General features: G+C 36.8%; 24 protein-coding genes. 10 read left to right on the top strand and 14 right to left on the bottom strand.

All coding sequences use genetic code 11. The features are described 5' to 3' along the window. Positions 1 to 361 precede the first annotated feature (361 nt). On the top strand, positions 362 to 949 hold the full coding sequence (locus NSQ14_RS06420) for a nitroreductase family protein (protein ID WP_034769284.1): 588 nt from the start codon (positions 362 to 364) through the stop codon (positions 947 to 949). 306 nt (positions 950 to 1,255) lie between these two features. Here NSQ14_RS06420 and NSQ14_RS06415 read toward each other — a convergent pair whose 3' ends face one another. The 5 genes from NSQ14_RS06415 to NSQ14_RS06395 all read right to left on the bottom strand — a co-directional run bounded on the left by NSQ14_RS06415 (position 1,256) and on the right by NSQ14_RS06395 (position 4,870). Next, positions 1,256 to 1,897: an endonuclease III domain-containing protein gene (locus tag NSQ14_RS06415; protein WP_043988630.1), complete on the bottom strand. Its 642-nt coding sequence runs from the start codon at positions 1,895 to 1,897 to the stop codon at positions 1,256 to 1,258. Positions 1,898 to 1,972: 75 nt separating this feature from the next. Then, complete coding sequence (locus tag NSQ14_RS06410; RefSeq protein WP_346217001.1) at positions 1,973 to 3,349, bottom strand: FAD-binding oxidoreductase; 1,377 nt, start codon at positions 3,347 to 3,349, stop codon at positions 1,973 to 1,975. 191 nt (positions 3,350 to 3,540) lie between these two features. Continuing rightward, on the bottom strand, positions 3,541 to 4,023 hold the full coding sequence (locus NSQ14_RS06405; protein WP_346217000.1) for a GNAT family N-acetyltransferase: 483 nt from the start codon (positions 4,021 to 4,023) through the stop codon (positions 3,541 to 3,543). A gap of 10 nt (positions 4,024 to 4,033) precedes the next feature. Continuing rightward, entirely contained in the window at positions 4,034 to 4,483 is a 450-nt protein-coding gene (gene psiE / locus NSQ14_RS06400; RefSeq protein ID WP_412679847.1) for a phosphate-starvation-inducible protein PsiE, read from the bottom strand. A gap of 159 nt (positions 4,484 to 4,642) precedes the next feature. Then, positions 4,643 to 4,870, bottom strand: a complete 228-nt coding sequence (locus NSQ14_RS06395) for a hypothetical protein (protein ID WP_346216999.1) — start codon at positions 4,868 to 4,870, stop codon at positions 4,643 to 4,645. Between the two features lie 838 nt (positions 4,871 to 5,708). On the opposite strand from NSQ14_RS06395, the gene NSQ14_RS06390 reads away from it, so the two are divergent. Next, positions 5,709 to 6,113: a hypothetical protein gene (locus NSQ14_RS06390; protein ID WP_341287570.1), complete on the top strand. Its 405-nt coding sequence runs from the start codon at positions 5,709 to 5,711 to the stop codon at positions 6,111 to 6,113. A gap of 178 nt (positions 6,114 to 6,291) precedes the next feature. Here NSQ14_RS06390 and NSQ14_RS06385 read toward each other — a convergent pair whose 3' ends face one another. After that, entirely contained in the window at positions 6,292 to 7,107 is an 816-nt protein-coding gene (locus NSQ14_RS06385) for a ZIP family metal transporter (RefSeq protein ID WP_340499908.1), read from the bottom strand. Positions 7,108 to 7,617: 510 nt separating this feature from the next. On the opposite strand from NSQ14_RS06385, the gene NSQ14_RS06380 reads away from it, so the two are divergent. Together NSQ14_RS06380 and NSQ14_RS06375 are read left to right on the top strand one after the other, a co-directional pair. Further along, positions 7,618 to 8,259 (top strand): alpha/beta hydrolase, encoded by a 642-nt coding sequence (locus tag NSQ14_RS06380; protein ID WP_251241878.1) that lies wholly within the window; start codon positions 7,618 to 7,620, stop codon positions 8,257 to 8,259. 99 nt (positions 8,260 to 8,358) lie between these two features. Next, on the top strand, positions 8,359 to 8,790 hold the full coding sequence (locus NSQ14_RS06375) for a hypothetical protein (RefSeq protein WP_346216998.1): 432 nt from the start codon (positions 8,359 to 8,361) through the stop codon (positions 8,788 to 8,790). A gap of 40 nt (positions 8,791 to 8,830) precedes the next feature. On the opposite strand, the gene NSQ14_RS06370 is transcribed toward NSQ14_RS06375, so the two are convergent. Beyond that, entirely contained in the window at positions 8,831 to 9,565 is a 735-nt protein-coding gene (locus NSQ14_RS06370; RefSeq protein ID WP_034769225.1) for a hypothetical protein, read from the bottom strand. 384 nt (positions 9,566 to 9,949) lie between these two features. On the opposite strand from NSQ14_RS06370, the gene NSQ14_RS06365 reads away from it, so the two are divergent. Next, positions 9,950 to 11,140, top strand: coding sequence for an MFS transporter (locus NSQ14_RS06365; protein WP_346216997.1), 1,191 nt, complete (start codon positions 9,950 to 9,952; stop codon positions 11,138 to 11,140). 384 nt (positions 11,141 to 11,524) lie between these two features. On the opposite strand, the gene NSQ14_RS06360 is transcribed toward NSQ14_RS06365, so the two are convergent. The 3 genes from NSQ14_RS06360 to NSQ14_RS06350 all read right to left on the bottom strand — a co-directional run bounded on the left by NSQ14_RS06360 (position 11,525) and on the right by NSQ14_RS06350 (position 13,402). After that, on the bottom strand, positions 11,525 to 11,785 hold the full coding sequence (locus tag NSQ14_RS06360) for a hypothetical protein (RefSeq protein ID WP_034769223.1): 261 nt from the start codon (positions 11,783 to 11,785) through the stop codon (positions 11,525 to 11,527). Between the two features lie 153 nt (positions 11,786 to 11,938). Next, the gene (locus tag NSQ14_RS06355; RefSeq protein ID WP_251241875.1) at positions 11,939 to 12,427 is read right to left on the bottom strand and encodes a GNAT family N-acetyltransferase; all 489 of its coding nucleotides are present in this window, start codon (positions 12,425 to 12,427) and stop codon (positions 11,939 to 11,941) included. 195 nt (positions 12,428 to 12,622) lie between these two features. Then, on the bottom strand, positions 12,623 to 13,402 hold the full coding sequence (locus NSQ14_RS06350) for an SGNH/GDSL hydrolase family protein (protein WP_346216996.1): 780 nt from the start codon (positions 13,400 to 13,402) through the stop codon (positions 12,623 to 12,625). Between the two features lie 216 nt (positions 13,403 to 13,618). Between NSQ14_RS06350 and NSQ14_RS06345 the strand changes: the two genes are divergently transcribed. Next, positions 13,619 to 13,798: a hypothetical protein gene (locus NSQ14_RS06345; protein ID WP_034769220.1), complete on the top strand. Its 180-nt coding sequence runs from the start codon at positions 13,619 to 13,621 to the stop codon at positions 13,796 to 13,798. A gap of 251 nt (positions 13,799 to 14,049) precedes the next feature. On the opposite strand, the gene brnQ is transcribed toward NSQ14_RS06345, so the two are convergent. Next, on the bottom strand, positions 14,050 to 15,414 hold the full coding sequence (gene brnQ / locus NSQ14_RS06340) for a branched-chain amino acid transport system II carrier protein (RefSeq protein ID WP_346216995.1): 1,365 nt from the start codon (positions 15,412 to 15,414) through the stop codon (positions 14,050 to 14,052). 407 nt (positions 15,415 to 15,821) lie between these two features. Here brnQ and NSQ14_RS06335 point away from each other — a divergent pair, with 407 nt between their 5' ends. Then, complete coding sequence (locus NSQ14_RS06335; RefSeq protein ID WP_342019953.1) at positions 15,822 to 16,748, top strand: manganese-dependent inorganic pyrophosphatase; 927 nt, start codon at positions 15,822 to 15,824, stop codon at positions 16,746 to 16,748. Between the two features lie 631 nt (positions 16,749 to 17,379). On the opposite strand, the gene NSQ14_RS06330 is transcribed toward NSQ14_RS06335, so the two are convergent. Next, complete coding sequence (locus NSQ14_RS06330) at positions 17,380 to 18,240, bottom strand: CvfB family protein (RefSeq protein WP_041846057.1); 861 nt, start codon at positions 18,238 to 18,240, stop codon at positions 17,380 to 17,382. A gap of 195 nt (positions 18,241 to 18,435) precedes the next feature. Here NSQ14_RS06330 and NSQ14_RS06325 point away from each other — a divergent pair, with 195 nt between their 5' ends. From NSQ14_RS06325 to NSQ14_RS06315, 3 genes are all read left to right on the top strand, one after another. Continuing rightward, complete coding sequence (locus NSQ14_RS06325; RefSeq protein ID WP_034769209.1) at positions 18,436 to 19,158, top strand: alpha/beta hydrolase; 723 nt, start codon at positions 18,436 to 18,438, stop codon at positions 19,156 to 19,158. Positions 19,159 to 19,271: 113 nt separating this feature from the next. Then, a complete protein-coding gene (locus tag NSQ14_RS06320) occupies positions 19,272 to 19,781 on the top strand; it encodes a YjcG family protein (RefSeq protein ID WP_041846055.1) in 510 nt (169 codons plus the stop codon). A gap of 25 nt (positions 19,782 to 19,806) precedes the next feature. Further along, a complete protein-coding gene (locus NSQ14_RS06315; RefSeq protein ID WP_041846054.1) occupies positions 19,807 to 20,238 on the top strand; it encodes a GNAT family N-acetyltransferase in 432 nt (143 codons plus the stop codon). A gap of 140 nt (positions 20,239 to 20,378) precedes the next feature. Here NSQ14_RS06315 and NSQ14_RS06310 read toward each other — a convergent pair whose 3' ends face one another. Next, positions 20,379 to 20,588, bottom strand: a complete 210-nt coding sequence (locus NSQ14_RS06310) for a hypothetical protein (RefSeq protein ID WP_034769203.1) — start codon at positions 20,586 to 20,588, stop codon at positions 20,379 to 20,381. Positions 20,589 to 20,660: 72 nt separating this feature from the next. Further along, positions 20,661 to 20,918, bottom strand: coding sequence for a stage VI sporulation protein F (locus tag NSQ14_RS06305; RefSeq protein WP_034769202.1), 258 nt, complete (start codon positions 20,916 to 20,918; stop codon positions 20,661 to 20,663). Between the last annotated feature and the right edge of the window lie 102 nt (positions 20,919 to 21,020).

The raw sequence follows: 21,020 nt of genomic DNA, 5'->3' as shown, positions 1-21,020 counted from the left end.
TTCCTCCTTTAATAGTTTTATAAAGTAGGATACTAGTTGATAACGCTTACAATATAAAATATACCAAAGTAGGAATCATCCATCAATAAAATATATACAAAATATTTCGCCATTAATCGACAATTTCTGAATGGATTATCAATCCTTTTAACTCTTTGTTCACAAATGATAAATACAATATCAATTTTATTCTCTTTGAAAGTTATTAAGGCAAACCCTTATCGCCGTTCAATTATTTTTCCTGGAATGTGCAATCCCGGTTTCCTGTTGTATAAAAAATTTCCTTTTATTTTTGTATCATCATTAAAAATATATTAAAATAATGTCAATGGTATAACGAGGAGGTTTTACAGAAGTGATAATTAACGACGCGAAAAATTATAGAAAACCTGAACATGAAATTGATGATGTGTTTATCAATCGTTGGTCGCCGAGGTCCTTTTCCGAACAAGAAGTTCCCGAAAATATTTTACTTTCCATATTTGAAGCGGCTCGCTGGGCACCATCAGCATATAATGAACAACCTTGGCGTTTTATTATAGCCAGGACAAAAGAGGCTCGCGAAAAGTTTTATTCTTTTGTTAGTGAATTTAATTTAACTTGGTGTAAAAAGGCACCCGTACTAGTCCTTATTCTTTCAAAGAAAAACAGTGAAAGAGGCGAAAATAAATCACATGCTTTCGATACCGGTGCCGCTTGGGGATTTCTTGCCTTACAAGCTACAAAATGCGGATTAGTTACCCATCCGATGACAGGCTTTCATTTTGAGAAGGCAAGAGAAGTGCTAGGAATTCCGGATGACTATGCTATTCAAGCACTGGTTGCCATCGGTTATCAAGGAGAGCGGGAAGATTTGCCAAGCAATTTACAGGAACAGGAACAACCAAAAGGACGTAGACCTTTAGGAGAAACTATATTTGAAGATACATTTGGAAATACATGGAAATAAATTAAAGAGGTTTTTTAAAGCGGAACAAAATCGGTTCAAAAAGCCAACAAATGTAAAATTTTTTCTTTATTAATTACACTGAGTAATTCCTTTAATGGACATTTATTTTATAGATAAATCTCCTAATAATTAGGATTTGGGCACCTAATTATTAGGAGTTTTTATTTTACGGGAGGTAAAATTAGGAGAGAAAACGATTGACAGTTTTGCTTTTCATTCAGATTTAACCTTTTTTATATTATCGTTCACAAATCTCCATTCAACTTATTCAACATATTTAGCCAGTTCTTATTTCACATAACCATTTTACACCCTCCGTTTACAAAGACCGGACAATGGACACCGGTCACAAATCGGCTTTGATTTGCAATACGTTTTTGCATGCTGTACCAAAAGAGCGTGGAATTCATTGTACAATTGCACATCTTGCGGCAGCTCCTTTTCAACAAGCTGGCGAAAAGAATCATAGTCATCAGGCAAATCGTACCCGAGACGGTAAAAAATTCTCTTTGCGTATGCATCTACAATAAAAACAGGTGTATTAAATACATACAATAAGATTGAATCCGCTGTTTCTTTTCCTATTCCGGATATTTGCAGCAGTTCCTCTCTTAATTGTTTTTTATCCTTATCCCTGATGCTATCAATATGAAAATGATAGTTTTTTAACCATGACAGAAACGACTTAATTCGTTCTGCTTTTCGATTATAAAATCCACTTGACCGGATGAATTGAGCTATTTCTTCTTTTGACAATACATCAAGTTGTTGGGGTGTTAAATAAGGCCTAAGCTGCTCAAGGGCCTTTTCAACATTCCTCCAGTTTGTATTTTGAACAAGAATGGCACTAATCATCATCTCAAAGTCGGTATCTGCCGGCCACCAATGTTGCGGACCGTAGTGTTCAAATAAATGTTCATAGATTTCTTGAAAGTTTTTTATCTTCATAAATGAGTCAAATCCCCCTTACATTTAAGCGGTCGACTTTCATAAGAAAAAGTCGACCATTCTAGGAAACATGCTTTAAAATATTTTTTTCGGATTTAATATTCCCTTTGGATCAAGAGCTTCTTTAATTTTCCTCATAACAGCCAGTGCCGCGCCATGTTCTTTTTCCTGATATTTTTTCTTGCCGATACCTACACCATGTTCCCCTGTACAAGTGCCGCCACGGGATAAGGCATAGGTCACAATTTCTTGATTCAGTTTGTTTGCCCGGGCAATATCATCGGGATCATTTACATCAATCATTATACAAATATGAAAATTGCCATCACCGACATGGCCGACAATCCCGCCCGGAATACCGGAATCCTGCAAAACATTTGTTCCAAACCCAATTGCTCCCGCTAATTCAGAAATTGGAACGGCAACATCAGTGGACATAAATTTTCTGTTTCGATATGTATGGATAAAAGCATAGGCCATATGATGACGGGCTTTCCACAGTTGATTTCTTTTTGCATTATCCGTTTCGTGAATAAATTCTTGACACTGAAACGCCTCCAAAATCTCTCTCGTAAATTTTACATCTTCTTTCAAACCGGCTTCATTGCCATGAAACTCGAAAAACAAGGTCGGTTTTTCCGGATAATCTGTCTGTTCAAAATGATTAACGGCACGAATCGAATGGACATCGACAAATTCTACCCTCGCCACCGGGATTCCGGTTTGTCTAATGGCAACAACCGCATTTACTGCATCTTCAACTGTCGTAAAAACGGCTCGAGCTGCCATCATGTACTCAGGAATTCCATATACTTTCAATGTTAATTCAGTAAAGCATCCAAGCGTCCCCTCTGATCCGACAAAAAGCCCGGTCAAATGGTAACCCGATGAAGATTTCACTGCAAGACTTCCCGTATGGATAATAGTTCCGTCAGCAAGTACCACTTCCAAATCTTGAACTTGGTCACGCATCGTTCCATATTTGACCGAAGTCGTTCCACTTGCCCCGGTGGCCGCCATCCCTCCTAAAGTTGCATCAGCACCCGGATCAACAGGAAAAAATAATCCATATTGCTTTAAGGCTTTATTTAGTTGGGTTCTCGTTACCCCCGGCTGAACTTTAACAAGTAAATCATTTTCCCGAATTTCAAGAATTTCGTTCATTAAGGTAAAATCAATCGTTATGCCACCCTCATAAGGAATGACATGCCCTTCTAAACTTGAACCGATACCAAAGGGAACGACCGGAATTTCATACTGATTGGCCAACTTCATAATAGCCGCAACTTCCTCTTTTGTTTTTGGAAATACAACTACATCAGGTAAGCTTGGCGTATGATATGATTCATCTTTACTATGTTGTTCAAGAACGGTCGGATTTTGACTAACCCTTTCCTCATCCAGCAATTCCTTTAACTCATTTACAGTTTGGCTAATATTTACTTGGTACATTTGAAATCCCCTCCTGTTTGATTATCAAATTTCTTTCCGATTCCCCCGTCATTCTTTTAACGTTAGCTTTTTCTCCATTTTTGACGTAGCGTTTTTCTTGCTACAATTTTAAGGGCAATTTTTCATATATTTTTATTAAAAAATATGTATCAATCTCAAAGCTCCTGAACAAAAAAGAAAGTCAGACAGTTTCATAACTTTTTATACATTAACAAATCATCAACAAATTGACCGTTAATGAAAAATTCGTCTATCAATCTGCCTTGTTCGATAAACCCTTTTGCCTTATAAAAAGCAATGGCTTGCGTATTTGTTTCGAGCACCCGGATTGAAACTTTATAATAGCCGTTTTCTTTGCCCCACTTAAAAATATAGTCAATTAACTGTTTCCCTACGCCACTCCTTTGAAAGTCAGGGTGCACACCGATGTCAATTTCCAGTACATGGCTGTTGGACAATAAACCGGTCGGATTTTTGTAGCCAATATAACCTGCCATCCGATTGGCAATTACAGCAACAAATTGACTTCCGGGCGGATAATGTTCAGCGTATTCCGTTACCGACGGATAATGAATCGTAGCCGGTGAGTTTGTACCATTCCATATAAGATGGTTTAATGCGATTAATTCAGGTAAATCTGCTTCAATAGAAGGTCTAATTACGGTTTCAGACATTGCGTCCCCCTCACTCTTTAATTTTAAAGTACCATTTGCTTTCTGGTCGCTCACGCGGAGTCAGATTAATAATAAAGTTGCAAATAATTAATATGAGAATTACAAGAGAATTTAATAAAGTTGCCACAGGCTCATCATGGCTGACAATGATTTGCCGTATCATTGCAGTGATTCCAATATAAATAAAATATCGAAGCGGAAAATGGTAATCTTCTTTAAAGTATTTTACGATCATCGCAATGAACTCAAAGTACAGGAAAAAGATAAGAATACTTTCCAAAAATATTTTATAGTCATTATCATCACTTTGAAAAATCAGGCGGCAAAAATCAACCAATTCTCTTATTAACAAAAACAGTAAAATGATTCCCAGTGTTATGAGTGAAAAATTCAAAACGTGTTGGAATATTTTAGTAATGTAATGACCAATAGAGGTAAATTTTTTATCAAGCTGCTGCAAGTCAACCTCCTCCTCATCAATAGCTATGAATCTTAAATTAATAATAGCATAGGTATATTATGGTTCACACCTAAAAAACATTTTTTAGGAAACTGAGGCTTAATGGACAATTGTCGTGTCATACAAATAACGGTTTAGTACTATATTTCACGAAATTTTTTATAGAGGCTGTTTTGTTGCTACGAGGGGATTGTTGGAATTAAGGTAGTTTTTATTGATAATATGAGGAAAATAACGGGAAAGAGGATGCCAGCTACCATTCGATTTGCTTCTCGTCACCCATTTTAAGGCGAAAAATGCTCGTTTTTGGCGACGAAACCCGTTCTCGTCACCATTTTGAGGTGAAAAATCCACTTTTTTGACGACGAGACTTATTCTCGTCACCATTTTGAGGCGAAAAATCCACTTTTTTGACGACGAGACTTATTCTCGTCACCATTTTGAGGCGTAAAATGCTTGTTTTTGGCGACGAGACTTATTCTCGTCAACATTTTAAGGCGTAAAATGCTCGTTTTTGGCGACGAGACCTATTCTCGTCACCATTTTTAGGTGAAAAATGCTCGTTTTTGACGACGAGACCTATTCTCGTCACCATTTTTAGGTGAAAAATCCACTTTTTTGACGACGAGACCTATTCTCGTCACCATTTTTAGGTGAAAAATACTCGTTTTTGGCGACGAGACCTATTCTCGTCAACATTTTAAGGCGAAAAATGCTCGTTTTTGACGACGAGACCCATTCTCGTCACCATTTTGAAGCGAAAAATGTTTGTTTTTGACGACGAGACTTATTCTTGTCACCATTTTGAGGCGTAAAATGCTTGTTTTTGACGACGAGACCTATTCTCGTCAACATTTTGAGGCGTAAAATGCTCGTTTTTGGCGACGAGACCTATTCTCGTCAACATTTTAAGGCGAAAAATGCTCGTTTTTGGCGACGAGACCTATTCTCGTCACCATTTTGAGGCGTAAAATGCTCGTTTTTGGCGACGAGACCTATTCTCGTCAACATTTTAAGGCGAAAAATGCTCGTTTTTGACGACGAGACCCTTTCTCGTCACCTTTTTCAGGCGGAAAAATGCTCGTTTTTGGTGACGAAACTCCTTCTATGTTAAGTGTATTATGGCACCTTCAATATACTTATGGTCCCTTTTCTGTTGTTAACTGTGCCAAGCCAATGTACATAGGATAGAACATGTAACAGAATAAACTGAGGAGGTTCATTTGTGTATTTCTATCCCGTTAACATTCCAATATATTCTTGTCCATTTAGCCTGGTAACGAGTTTTTATCGGATTCCATTATCTAATATGTCAACTCAAATCCGGAAGCAAAGCCCTTTTCCACCGGTTAACATTGGAAAATTTGAAACATCTGCCCGGCAATTTCAAAAATTAATGGAGCAAGCCAAGCTATTTGTAAATAAAGTTGTAGAAGATCACCAATATGCTTATGAACTAATGAACTCTGCCCAATTGTCCAATCAACAAAGAGTTGAAGAGCTAATCCGTTCAACCGGTATAAATATTCATTTTCATGTCCATTTTACTCCAACATCGATTCAAATTACTTTTGATAATTCCAATAATCAATTTAATTGCTGCCAACTCATTATGGAACTGCGTTGGTAATATGTTGGGAATTTTGGCTGTGTTAACCTGTCCGTGCAACACTTTCCAATTCAAAGTGAATATTCCTTTAAAAGTCTTGGAAAATATAAAATTTTCTGTTTGAAAAAGCGGGTCTATCCTTAAATCCCGTTTTCCAATCAAGATTCATACTCGATTTTTTTGTCTAAAAAACAGTCCACTATCCAAGTGCAACATCTAAAATCATCATGATAACAAATCCTACCATTAAACTCATCGCAGCCAAATCCTTATTTCCCTTTTCCTGTGAACCGGGTATTACCTCTTCGGCTACCACAAAAATCATCGCACCGGCGGCAAAACTTAATGCATATGGCAATAGCGGCTCAACGAAGGTCACTGCGATACAACCAATAATTGCGGCAATCGGCTCAACCATACCGGAAAATTGTCCGTAAAGGAAGCTTCTCATTTTTGTCATTCCTTCCCCTCTTAACGGAAGTGAGACAGCTACACCTTCAGGAAAATTTTGGATTCCGATTCCAAGAGCAAGAGCGATCGCCCCGGCCAACGTTGCATCACTTGTTCCGTTAGCCACCGCACCAAAGGCAATCCCGACAGCGAGCCCTTCCGGAATATTATGCAAGGTGATTGCCAGCACGAGCAACGTACTTCTTTTTCTTCCCTTTGGATGATAACCCTCCGCCTGACTAAGTGGTGTATTTGGATGGAGATGTGGTAATAACTTATCAATTCCCCATAAAAAAACTCCGCCTATTAGAAATCCGCTGGCAGCCGGAAACCAAGCGGGAATTCCGAGATTTGCCGACATTTCTATTGAAGGCCCAAGCAGGGACCAATAACTTGCAGCGATCATTACTCCACCGGCAAAACCTAACATACCGTCCAACAATTTTTGCCTCATTCCTCTTGTTGCAAAAACAAGGGCGGCGCCGAGAGCAGTCATTCCCCAAGTAAATAATGTTGCTAAAAAAGTTTGTCCAATCGGACTCAAATTTTGAAATAAATTTACCATAATCTCGTTTTTCCCCTTATGTCAAGCTTGTCTATTTTTGTTTATAAATTTGTTTCTTTTACTTTATATTCCGTTTTTGCTTCTGATTACATAACGTTCATTTAGCTAAAAAAAGCTTTAAAGCATTTGAAATATGTGAAATTATTCAAACAATAAGCATGGCCTTGGCTTAAAAAGTTTCCTGCAGTAAACATCTTACTTCTCCATTATTCTTTTTGTCAATAGTACAGCTTTGAGCCCTTGATTTGGTATTCATGCGGGGTGCAGTGAAACTACAACCAGTGGGATTCCTTATCCCCACCGGTAGTTAGTTGAACCAATCGGGCACTTATCTTCCCGTTTATCATCTTTGAATCACCTAAGCTTATAGGCAACCTTTGCTTCTTTTATTTTCCCAAGCTTAAGGGGAAATTTAGTGACCGTTAGTGCGGGGGTAAAATAATTTTATCTTTCTCATTATTATTGCTATGATAGAAAATAAATAAACCTGTTGAGAGGGAGTGAAAGATTTTGCAAGCACCACTTTATTTTAACTTAATGAAACCGAAGACGATAGAAACAGACAAAAAGTACCCGACTATTTTTCTTCTCCACGGTATGGGTAGCAACGAACTTGACTTACCGCCACTCGTACAGGCATTCAATGAAAAAATGTTTATTTTCAGTCTCCGTGGACCCATTGTACAACCACCGGGTTACGCTTTTTTTACTATGGAAGACCTCGGTCAACCAAATGAGAATAGTTTTAAACAAACGATAAAAATGGTCGATGACTTTATTTTGTTTGCAACGAAGACTTATCCGATTGATGAAAATAACTTATTTTTAATGGGGTTTAGCCAAGGGGCCATTTTATCAATGACTTATGCCATAATACATTTGGGAAAAATAAAAGGAGTTCTTGCCTTAAGCGGATATATTCCTGCATTTATTAAAGCGGAGTATAAAAATACTGAACTAGCACATCTTAACTTGTTCATTTCCCACGGCGAGGATGATCCAGTATTGCCGTTTTCATGGGGAGTTGCAAGTAAAGAGTTTTTACAAGAACGTGGAGCAATTGTTACTTTCAAATCCTATCAAGCAGGTCATTGGGTAACCCAGGAAAATTTTGAAGATATCCAAGTTTGGCTGAAAGATCGTTTACAATGAATTTAAGTAACACCTCTCTCGTTTCATTGAATATGGGGCATTCTCTTTATACTTGCCCCGTCATTATCCACGAAAATGGTATTACACGGAGATGATCTTATGTGGCCTCTCGTTTTCATTGTCATTTTTATTATTTTAATGAGTACTTATACCATAATGAAGAAAACTAATACGAAACAAATAGAACTAGACGATTTAAATACATTATATCAATGTACATCCTGCGGAAAATTACATCGAAAATATCAAGAAGAATTACAATCATTGATCGATTTAACCTATTCAACACCCTACATTTGTCCAAGATGTCATCAACCGGCCGATCTATACATCGGTGAATATTTTGATTGGATGAAAACAAACCCGGAATGTCCCAAATTGAGAAAACAAGATTTAAGAAAATTTAAAAAAACCGTAAAAAAAGCAAGACAGTTGGAAAAAGAATTGCAAAATCTAGATGCTTTTCTTCATTACTATCACCCGGTAAATAAAAATAAAAATTCCTCAGACAGGGACGGGAAATTATTGTAACATTACCCAAGCCACCATCCCTCCCTGACTTATAAAATGTTTAAACCGGTAACTCTTCTTGTTTAGCATTTTCTTCAAAAATAATTTCTTTCTTTAAGCGTTCAGCAAAATGGCGATTAATAAAATCTTTAACAAATAGATCTCTTTTTGTAATGTCTTCCTCTTTCCGTAGCAATCCAACCTTTTTGAAACGTTCTTCCACCGGTTTCGCTGTCCAAAGCAGAAGTGCCTCTTTTTCCAGTTGGTACTCGACTCGCCTTTTTACGATCATATCTTGAAATCTTCTTTCTCTCTCATCTTCTGTTTTATCCGGTGCTGATATCCGCTGGGCGATTGATTCAACTTGGTTTTTCAACTCAAGCAACTGACCGGCGGCAACTTCTTCTATAGCACCTCGAATCTCAACAAGTAGTTCCTCTTTAAAGCGATTCAGATTCAAATGCTGCAACATATTAGCAATTGACGGGACCGGTAATTCATTTTTAGCTGGTTCGAGATGTTCAACGGGAAATGGTCGAACTTCCAACTGATCGGCAATCTCATTAAAAATAGCATTTAGTGACCAATTTTCATTTCGCTTCTTTTTTATAAAAATGCCGATTCGTAAATCAAGCTCATTATATACCTTTTCATTTGTATCTTCTGTTCGATTGACATAATGGATTCTTTCCTCTTCCAATTTTTTAAACCAAATATCCACCGTTTTTCGATTCAATTTTTCGTCCCCGACAGCTTGTTTAATCTCTTCTGTAAAGTCACTTATTCTCCAGTACAACTTACTCTCCCCTTTTCCAATAAATCTTCTACCGGTGAATTTTCGCAAAATCAAACAATTTTTACATGTATATAAATAAATTTGACAATATGAACGGAAACCCTTTAAAAATTGTTCGACAGTTTCTCACAAATGCTGTTGAAATTTTGTCAAACAAAAGATAAATATGTTGAATATGTTGCCAATTTGTCTGTATTTGGCTGTACTATTTCATTTGACGATTGAAAACCATCTATATTTTTAGCAAAAGTTTATAAATGTCGAAAAAACATTAGTCGAATTCCTCTTAACTATAAATGCAAAAAATTCTTAACCGACTCACATCACTTTTATGTTAAAATACGAAATATATCCTTTTTTTAGTAACTGAAAGCAGGCGATTTTATGCAAGCAAAGATTGAAAATGCCCCAATTGTTGGTGAAGGTAGTTTTTATCGGCGGGCACTATACACGTTTAGCGGGGCACATTTTTTAAATGACTTAGTCACGACCGGTATGGTACCGGCACTTGTAGTTATGTATAAAGACGCATTCAATCTTAACTATACGCAATCAACATTAATTGTACTAATTTCCTATTTAACTTCTTCCATTACACAGCCCATTTTCGGTGTGTTAACTGATCGAAAGCCACGGGTATGGTTTTTTGCTGTCGGTTTATTTCTCTCGATATCAGGGTTGGCACTAACTGCAATTGCACCGAATTTAATTTGGTTATTAATTTTTGTTGCGATTTCAGGATTCGGTTCAGGTGTATTTCATCCGGAAGCTTCAAGAGGGACTCATTTTGCATCAGGTACAAAGAAAGGGTTGGCTCAGGCAATTTTTCAGGTTGGCGGAAATGGAGGGCAAGCTTTTGGACCGTTAATGATTCCGTTATTTCTCGTTCATACCGGAATTGATGGTCTGATCTGGCTTTTACCTCTTGCTTTGTTATCCCTGGTGTTGACCGTTCCATTGTTAAACTGGCTTAACGGGAAAGTGAAAGATTTTCAGTTTAAGAAGAAGGAACTACCGGGAGAAAATCATTTGCCCGGCACTATTTTATTAGTCACGGTCATTTTATTACGGTCATGGTGTCAGGTTGGAGTCGTTATCTTTTTACCTTTTTATTTAAGCAACTTAACTTTGGAGCAATCAGAACTATTGAATTTTATTTTTGTCGGAGCAGGGGCCCTTGGAACATTTATTGGCGGTTTGCTATCGGATCGAATTGGGATGAAACGGCTCATGGTCGGTTCCATGTTTTTGGCAACACCATTCGCGTTACTTTTCCCACATACCAGTGGTTTTCTCTCCGTAATCGTGTTGCTTTTATTCGGCTTTACTGTACTTTCTTCTTTTTCTATCAGTGTTGTTTATATGCAATTATTATTACCGAAAAATATTGCACTGGCATCCGGATTATCAATTGGTTTCGGTGTTGGTGCAGGGGGAATCGGTTCTGTATTCTTAGGCAGTATTTCGGATTTATTAGACGTATCGACCGTCTTTACGATACTTTCTTTATTACCGTTAATCGGTGCGGTTTTGGCAGCACTTTTACCGAATGAAAATAAATTGTTCGCAAAATAGGAAAAACATATGTGCCGCACATTTTGACATATAAACCGGCCGGCTAAGGGTGCCCTGTTGAAACGTATGCCCATCCACGTCCTGTCGCTTAAGCGTGGCGTCGGGAGGACTTTGATTTCCTCCATTACTAAACACAGAACGAAGAAGATGTGTGAAGCTTTTTCTTTAAAACATATTCATTAATAGTAAAAATCACACTGCATGAAGAAAAAATGCGTCTGGCTTTTTCCTGAAGTTAGTTTGAACCCCTGGAAAAAGTTGCCAATGGGGCAGACACAGACGCATTTTCGCAGTTATCAGTAAACGGGTTTATAAATTTTATTAATTCTTTCTAGTCCCGACGCATTTTCGAAAAGTTATTCCGTTAATCGGCAGCCTTTGATACTACTGATAAAGAGAAACTACATTTTCTAAATCGGATAGCAATAGGCTCATTTCATCTTTTGTTAGTCGGACCAATAATTGATCGTAAAGAGTGAGTATTTGCTCCTCTGCTTCCTTATTTCGTATTAAATAAGCATATAATTTTTCAACTTGCTCTTCTTTTACTACTGTCTCGGTATACCAATTTTTAATTTTTTGGATCGTAAATTCCTGCGCATTCTTATCGAATTCCCCGGATATGATCATTCCTTCAATCTTCATATGTTATACAGCCCCCAGTTCGAATTTATTATCAGTTTGCCCGATTCCTTTCAAAGGTATGAACATAATAGAAAGTATAGAGTTCGAACAAGGAACTGAGTTTAAACTAATAAGAAATTTTAGGAATAAATTATGTGTACACGATGGCGGCTTCTACAGGCGTAACTGATAGTAGCAAACATCCAACCATTCCCCGAATTTATACCCTACTTCTTTCAAACATCCGGCAAATTCAAATCCGAATTTTTCATGGAGTTTTACGCTTGCTTTATTCCCACCGGTAATCACGGCAATTATCGTATGGTAGTTTAATTGTTTTGCCTCGGAGATAATCTCTTCCATTAGTTTTTTGCCGATACCAAACCCGTGATATGCTTCGGAAAGATAAATCGATATCTCTACAGTTTTTTCATATGCTTTTTTATCTTTAAATGGACTGAGGCTGCAGTAACCTGCTACTGTTCCATCTACTTCGGCAACAATGAGAGGATATTTATCACCGTGCTGATTAAACCATTTTCTTCTCTGATGTAGCGTTTGTTCTTCAAGATCAAAAGTCGCCGTCCAATTTTTAATCGCATAATTATAAATAGCTAACATGTCCGGTAAATCTTCTACTTCAGCTTCACGAATACGTAACATAACTTGTTCCTCCCATAAAAAAATCTAACCCTATCTTAATACACATTTTTATGGAAGAAAATAAATATGTAAAAGTGAGATAAAAAAAACTGAATAGTTCAGGTACCGAGGCTCCAGCGCATACGTTTTCTTATCCAAGAAAGAATAGAAAATTTGCTTTTTACCGGATTATTTGAACATCTTCTAAAAATTATCTCAAAATAAATGTTTGAGTAAAATTTCAAACCAAACTTGATATCCTTGATCATTCGGGTGAATTTCGTCAGCCAAATAATCTTGAAGTTTATGGTTATTTTGGGAGAGCAATTTATTCATTTCGTCGTAAATATTCATATAGTTTAATCCTTCTTGTTGGAAATAGGCCGTGGTTTGCATTTGGTAATCCTCAAACGTTAAGCCGACTTGGTTTTTATTAGGAGAAAGGATCGGATTTGGTGAAATAATTAGGATTTTTGCACCGGGAAGTTCTTTCTTTATTTTATTGACTAAATCATCAATGTATTTTATTGTTTCAAATAAGGTTGATGATTGTCGATAGTTATTAATGATACATGTTTCCAGAATAATAAAGTCCGGCTTTTCCAAAATCAGTTGATCAGCTTTTCCTTCTTTCAATAAATCTTCTGCCTTAAATCCGGAAAATCCGTAATTGACAAGCTGAATGTCCCGGTATTTTAATTCATTCCTTTCTTGTAAAAAAGTTTTAAGCCTGGATGGCCAACTCATTTTTGGTGATGAGGAACCGGTTCCTTTTGTTACACTGCTACCCATTACTGCAATCTTTAATTTTCCCTTCGTTTCCAGGACTGATTGAAAATAATTTAAATAAGTATCATCCATATTTTCCGCTTTCATTCCTTTCACTTGGTCCGGCGGGATTATTTTGTTGGTCTGAAAAAAATCAGTCCACATATTGAACCCGAAAATCATTAACACAAAAACAGGAATTATGAAGCCAAGGAAAAATTTTTTCATGATGTACTCCCTCTTTTGCCTTTCGTTTTTCCAAAAAAATATAGATTTTCTACAATTGTAAATCAACGACAATTGGTTATATAAAAATAATGAAATCGCAATCATATTTCTTTACTTTTTTTCACCGGAGTTTTAAAATATAGACAATAAAATGTAACAAATTTGACAAAGCGTTTAATAATTTTCATTTTAACGGTCGGAAAGGGGTTTTTATATATGAATTTATCATTTGTCGTATCACTTATTTTTATGCTTCTTTATTGGGTTGTGAGTATGTCAGGGTCTTATGGAACTGCTTTAATCATGTTTGTTTTAACAATGATTTTCTTGGGCTTGGGAATCTATCAAGCGCTTGCAAAAGAAAACAGAAAAAATATTCATATAAAAACTCGGTAAACGGCGATTTTTTACGTAAGTCAAGGATCCCTCTCCAAATTCGAGTCAAACGGCAAAGATTGGTGGGAGAGGGATACCCGCCTACGTCTAATTTGTCGGTTATCAATCAGTGACTATTTGGTGGGGTACCAAATAGTCACTTTTTTTTGCGTAAAGGGGCTTTTGATCCACCAAGTTGTTTTCTAATCCAAAAGAAGAGAACTGTCCCCAATCTTAGAGACAGCCCAAATACATTATATGCATCTTTCATTCTACTGAATAATTGTTTTTCCTTCCCTTACAAAAAATTTACTGATTACTGTTGTTAACACGATGGCAATGACGGCCGGAACCAACCAGCCTAAACCTTGACTATATAAAGGCAGAAAATCATTATAAAAAGATATGATTGATGACAACCAGCCGAAATAATCTATTTTTAACGAATCACATAGTGCTTTCAATCCATCAACAATACTTATTAAGAACGTAACACCGATTGTTCCTGCATATACAATTTGCGAATGCTCGAACAATGGTGAAACAAATGTTAGTAACATAAGCACAATTGTCAATGGATAGAGAAACATTAATACCGGAACCGAGAATGCAATAATGTTAGCCAGCCCAAAGTTGGCGATAACAAATGAGACAACGGAAAAAATAATTGCCAGCACTGTATAACTTACATTAGGTAAAAGCGTATTGAAATATTCTGCACAGGAAGTTATCAGACCAATGCTTGTTGTTAAGCAGGCAAGAATCATAATCATTGCCAACACGATTAAACCAAAATTACCTAAATAATATGAAGCAACATTGCTTAACACCGGTCCGCCTGTATCAAACAAACCAAACGTTTGAACAGTGATTGAGCCCATGTACGCAATCCCAATATAAATAATTCCGAGGAAAAGCGCTGAAATAACACCTGATTTGAAAGTTGCCAGCAAAATTCCTTTGTTTGATTTAAGACCTAATGCCTTAATCGCGTTGATAACAATGATTGCAAATACTAAAGAAGCTAAGGCATCCATCGTGTTATAGCCTTCTACAAAACCTTTTGCAAACGGACTTGATAAATATTCACCTTGTGCCCTGCCCGTTGATCCAATCGGGTTAATTACCGAAAGAACAATTAAAACAATTAACAGTATGATTAAGGCCGGTGATAATAACTTTCCAACCCGGTCAACGATTTTACTTGGATTTAATGATAACCAAAGGGTCAATGCAAAAAATAGGAATGAAAATATGAATAAGCTAATCTTTGGATTTACGTCTCCCATTAACGGTAAGATACTCACTTCAAACGGAACCGTCGCCGTTCTCGGAATTGCAAAAAACGGCCCAATCGTTAAATACAACAAACTGGTAAATAAAACACCGTATATAGGGTGTACACGGCTGGACAACTCCTGTAAATTATTCGTTCCGGAATATCCAATGGCAATAATTCCTAACAGCGGTAATCCAACACCCGTGATCAAAAATCCAAAAATCGACGGCCAAAGGTTTTCCCCTGCCAATTGGCCAAGATGTGCCGGGAATATTAAATTACCCGCTCCAAAAAACAGTGCAAATAACATGACTCCAATCACTAAATACTCTGAAAATGACACTTTTTCTTTCTCCATTTTGCGCCTCCTGATTGTACTATTCTCCCTTTAATAGTGAATTTTCAGAAAATAAAGGTAAAATTATACTAGAAAAATTTTATTAGTCTTGTTATATCATATTCTAAAAAAATATTCCAGGAATATTTTATCTTTTAAATAAATTATTGTTTTTTTCATATAACGAATTAATTAAATCTTACTATTTTTCTTCTTATTTCAGACCATAAAAGTATATCATAATTTGCAAGAAATTTGAAGAAGTATGTCGAATAATTCTTGAGTCTTGAGTATTATAAAATAATAATTTTTGCATAAACGTATGATTTTCCAATAATTTCATTGAAAATATTGTTAATTTTTTTCATTTGGAGTACCATATTAGTGTTAAAATGAATAGAAATTTTGGAAGTGGAGTTGAGGCACAAATGGAAAAGATACTCGTATTCGGACATAAAAATCCAGATACAGACACAATTTGTTCGGCAATCGCTTATGCGGAGTTAAAAAAAGAATTGGGATATGATGCAGAAGCGGTTCGTCTTGGTGAAGTAAACAGCGAGACCCAATATGCGCTTGACTATTTCAAAGTTGATACGCCCCGCCTTGTCCAAAAAGTGACCGAAGAAACGGATAAAGTAATTTTAGTTGACCATAATGAACGAGGTCAAAGCGCAGACGATATTGAAGGCGTTAAAGTTTTAGAAGTTATTGACCATCATCGGATCGCCAATTTTGAAACGGCTGATCCATTATACTACCGTGCTGAACCGGTCGGATGTACAGCAACGATTATTAAAAAACTTTACAAAGAAAACAATGTTGTCATTCCGAAAGATATTGCCGGTCTTATGCTTTCCGCAATCATATCTGATTCTTTGCTTTTTAAATCACCGACATGCACTGAAGAAGATATACAAGCAGCAAAAGAACTTGCTGAAATTGCTAATGTAGAGTTGGAAACATACGGAATGGCAATGTTAAAAGCCGGAGCAGATGTTTCTTCAAAGACAGCTGAACAGTTAATTTCCCTTGATGCTAAACCATTTAATATTGGCGAAAACAAAGTGATTATTGCACAGGTTAATACGGTTGATCCGCAAGATGTTTTGGCAAGACAAGATGAAGTGGAAGCTGCCATTCAATCGGTTATCGATGAAAAAGGACTTGATTTATTTTTGTTTGTGATCACAGATATTTTAAACAGTAATTCAACGGCTCTTGCCCTCGGTACGAATACAGCGCTCGTTGAAAAGGCATATAATGTGATATTAGAAAATAATACTGCCCTATTAGAAGGTGTTGTTTCCAGGAAAAAACAAGTTGTACCGGTATTAACAGCTGCTGCTGAATAAGAAAAGCGCAGAGCGCCCGCTAAGCGACGTACAAACTGGAGCGCCCCGCAATGAGAACAGATTTGCTTCCTCGAATAGACATCGCACGAAGAAAAAGCGATTAGCTTTTTCGAGGAAAAGGAAACACGGCGAGGGACGAGCCGATGTTGACTTATCGTAGTGAAGCTACTCCTAGAGTGAACTTCATGAGTAATCTTCCTTGATATACTTCATGAAGCTTTGCGACGAGCTGAACATCCGCTTCCTCGAATAGGCTATGGCGCAGGAGCACATTAAAGGGGAGCTAGTTTCTCAGTCGCTGGCGCTTGGAGCTAGACAATAAAACTAATCCCAAGTTATTTACTTGTATTTTTATACTTTCTTATTCTGTAAAGAAAACTCGGCGATTGCCGAGCCTTTAGGCGAGAGCAGAGCCGCAAGAGCACTTATGCGTTAGGAAAGTAGAAATTGAAAAATTTATACTTTCCTATTAGCTAAAGGATAACCGCCACGTCAAATTTTAGACGTGGTGGTCTTTGAAAAATTATACATAAACCTTATGCCGAACTTGCATCTTTGCTGTGAATTTTTATATATCTTAATATAATTGAAATTCGTTCACTTTCTTCTAAATACCGGAATCTTCCCCTATTTAGTCTTTCTTTACATACGTCCAGCCCTCTTCTTGATACACTCTTCCTGCCTTTAATAGTCTTCCAAGTGCTCGTTTAAAGGAAGCCTTACTCATGGAAAAACGTTTTTCAATATCTTCAGGGGCACTTTTATCCGAATATGGCATACTTCCGCCGCGACTTTGCAAATAAGTATAAATTTTCTCAGCATCATCGTCCAATGTTTCATATCCTCGCTTTAATAAAGAGACATTGACTGTTCCATCCACTTTGACATCAATAATCCGCCCTGTCACACGATCCCCCACCCGCGGTTCCTTATCTCGTTGACTTTCATGGATAAAACCGCGATAACCTTCTTCAGTGATAATAAAAGTACCGCTATGTAAAGTGCGATAAACAATGCCCGTTACATTTTTGTTTAATACATTACGATCCGCTTTTACGAATAATTCTTCCATTACATTTTCCGTCGCTAATTTTCCCAGAAGACGACCGCGTTTATCTGTTTTTAATGTACAATACAAACTGCCCCCGATTTGCGGCCAAACTTCCTTGAGCTTTGGTAAATCATCTCTATGGATTAAAATATCTTTACTTGTTCCAATATCGATGAACACACCTAAATCGTTTTTCACTTCAACAACTTTACACCAGCCATAGGTGCCAACCCGAACTTCAGGTAAAGACATTGTCGCAGTCAAGCGTCCTTGTTTATCTTGAAATAAAAACACTTCCACTTTTTGACCAATTTGTATGTCACCGTTTTGCTCATTTTTATGAAGTAATACATCATTTGACCCATCGCTAAGGAAATGCCCAAAATCCGTATTTCTGACCACTTCTAGAGTAACAACTGTACCAGCCTGTAAATGTCCCATCGTCAAAATTCCTTCCTTCTATCCAACTTTCAATTGTTATCATTTCCAGATTATTTGATTTTACCAATGTTTCCTTAAAATATACAGAGAAAAGTATACATGACTATCATGGTTCCCCTGAAGTCATATTCATCACTATTAAAATAAACTTATGCTAATATAGATTTTGAAAAAACAAAGTATGGGGGATTTTTTATGACAAAAGGTACTGTTCAGGACTTAACATTCTTCAGTAACGAATTAGCGGAGGAAACCCAAGTTCTGGTTTATTTGCCGCCGCAATATACACCATTATATACATATCCATTTTGTATTGCCCAAGACGGAAAAGATTATTTTCAATTGGGGCGAATTGCCCGAGTATTAGATGATTTGATTGAAAACGGTGAAATTGAACCGATTTTATTTTTCGGTATCCCTTATAAGAACGTACCGGATCGCAAGGTTAAATATCACCCGGAAGGCAAACTTTCGGCAAATTATCGGCAATTTTTAGCCAATGAACTCGTTCCATTTATTGAAAAGCAATTTCCTGTTGCTGAAACAGCCTCATCCCGTGCATTGGCAGGGGATTCGTTGGCGGCAACGATATCGTTACTAACAGCGCTAAAATACCCGAATATATTTGGAAAAGTAATGCTTCATTCACCATATATTGACGAATATGTTTATGAAGAAGTCGACAATTTTAAGGATTGGAACCGGTTAAAAATATATCATGTCATCGGCAACCGGGAAACAGAGGTCGATATGACAGACGGGAATACGGCAGATTTTCTCGCTCCTAACAGAGAACTTGCAAAAAAATTAAAGAAAAAGCCGGTTGACTATTTTTATGAAGAAATTGAGGGCAATCACACTTGGAAATATTGGCAAAAAGATTTAAAACGTGGACTTACTGAACTTTTCCCTTTATAATCTTTGTATTACCCAATATTTTTTATAGTCAAATAATTATTTCTCTAACTGATTCATATTTGTTATAATAAAAGAATGACATGAAGGAACCAAATTAAAGGAGGTTATTCTTAATGCAAGTTGGAATTGTCATCTTTCCGTCTAAAAAATTGCAGGATTTTGCTAACTCATATCGAAAACGATATGACTCAAAATATTCACTTATTCCGCCCCATTTGACACTAAAAGCTGCATTTGAAACAAACGAAGAACAATTAGTAGAAATTTCCGCAAAATTGGAAGAGATTGCAAAAAGACATGAACCGTTTGAATTAAGAACAAATAAAATTAGCTCTTTTCATCCTGTAAACAACGTCATTTATTTAAAGGTCGAACCAACTGCGGAACTGGAAGGATTATTTAAAGAATTAAATTCCGGCTCTTTCGGTAATCCTCCTGAATACGCATTTGTTCCCCATATTACCATTGGTCAAAGCTTATCGAACAGTGAACATGCAGATGTATTCAGTCAGCTGCGTTTGCAAAAAATTGAGCATACCGAAACGATAGACCGGTTCCACTTACTTTATCAATTAGACAATGGGATTTGGAATGTGTACGAAACATTTTTATTAGGAAAATAACTTATCAGCTCAGGATGTGACAGTGATGAAAGTAGTAAAAGTAACAAACGAAGAAAAGTTTCAAGCTGCGTTAAAAATAAGAAAAATCGTCTTTGTTCAAGAACAACAGGTTCCAATTGAGGAAGAAATTGACCAATACGATCAATTAAACCAAGCAACCCATTTTGTTATGTATAATGACGAAAATGAGCCAATCGGAGCCGGACGATACCGTGAAGTGGAAGATTATGGAAAGATTGAACGAATTTGTATTTTAGCGAACTATCGAAAGAACGGTTCCGGTAAACAATTGATGGACGAAATTATTCGTTATGCAAAAGAAACAGGAGCAAAGAAAGTGAAACTCAATGCCCAAACCCACGCACTGCCTTTTTATGAAAAATTGGGATTTACCGTAACTTCCGATGAATTTTTGGATGCAGGAATCCCTCATAAAGCGATGGAAATGGAACTTTAAAGAAAAGCGCAGAGCTAAATTCGCAACGTCCTGTTACACATAAGCTGAACACTTCCTGTAGCCCGGCGCCCGGTAATGACAACAGAAAAGACTGTCCGATTACGATTTCGGATAGTCTTTCCAACTTGTGCTCACATTTTCTAAACAATGATATCTATATATTGCCCTTTTTCTTTATCAAAAAAAAGTGTCTGTTTTTCTTCATTATATAAATAAGCACCTGTTAATACCGCTGGAACCCGGCCTGCTTTCGTTACAGCCGCAACGGATTTCATTTTATCGTTAGCATTGAGAACTCTTTCAACATATTGCGTATAGTCTTGGCGATTTACAGGTAAAATGGCTACCATTGAAATCCCCTCCCTAAAAACGAATCCCCTTACACTTATATTATACCATATAAAAAGTAAGGGTGTTGCACCTTACTTTTTATTGTTCATCATATTTGCAATTGTGTTAAAATCAAGCTTTTTACCATCTTGAATAATCGTTTGAACAATTTTGTCTTCCATTTCTTTCGGAATATTACGACCCGCAATTTTTGATACTTGTTTTACTACTTGGCGAACCGTTGTTTCATCTTGTAAATTGGCACCTTGTATGGAATTAGCTAATTGAAAAATGTCATTCATGTTTACACCGGTTTTTTTCTCTATATTTTTAAAGAAATTGTTTTCCATCCTTTGTTCTCACACTCCCTTTCAAAACTACTTTATTTTATGCATGAGTTCCGGAATGGTTCAGGCTATTTTTAGGAAAAGTACCTGTTCCAAAAGAAGGTT

The organism is Caldifermentibacillus hisashii (assembly GCF_039654145.1).
Classification (GTDB): Bacteria; Bacillota; Bacilli; order Bacillales; family Caldibacillaceae; genus Caldifermentibacillus; species Caldifermentibacillus hisashii.
Note: the sequence above shows the minus strand (reverse complement) of the source record. Positions and strands in the feature narration are given on the sequence as shown.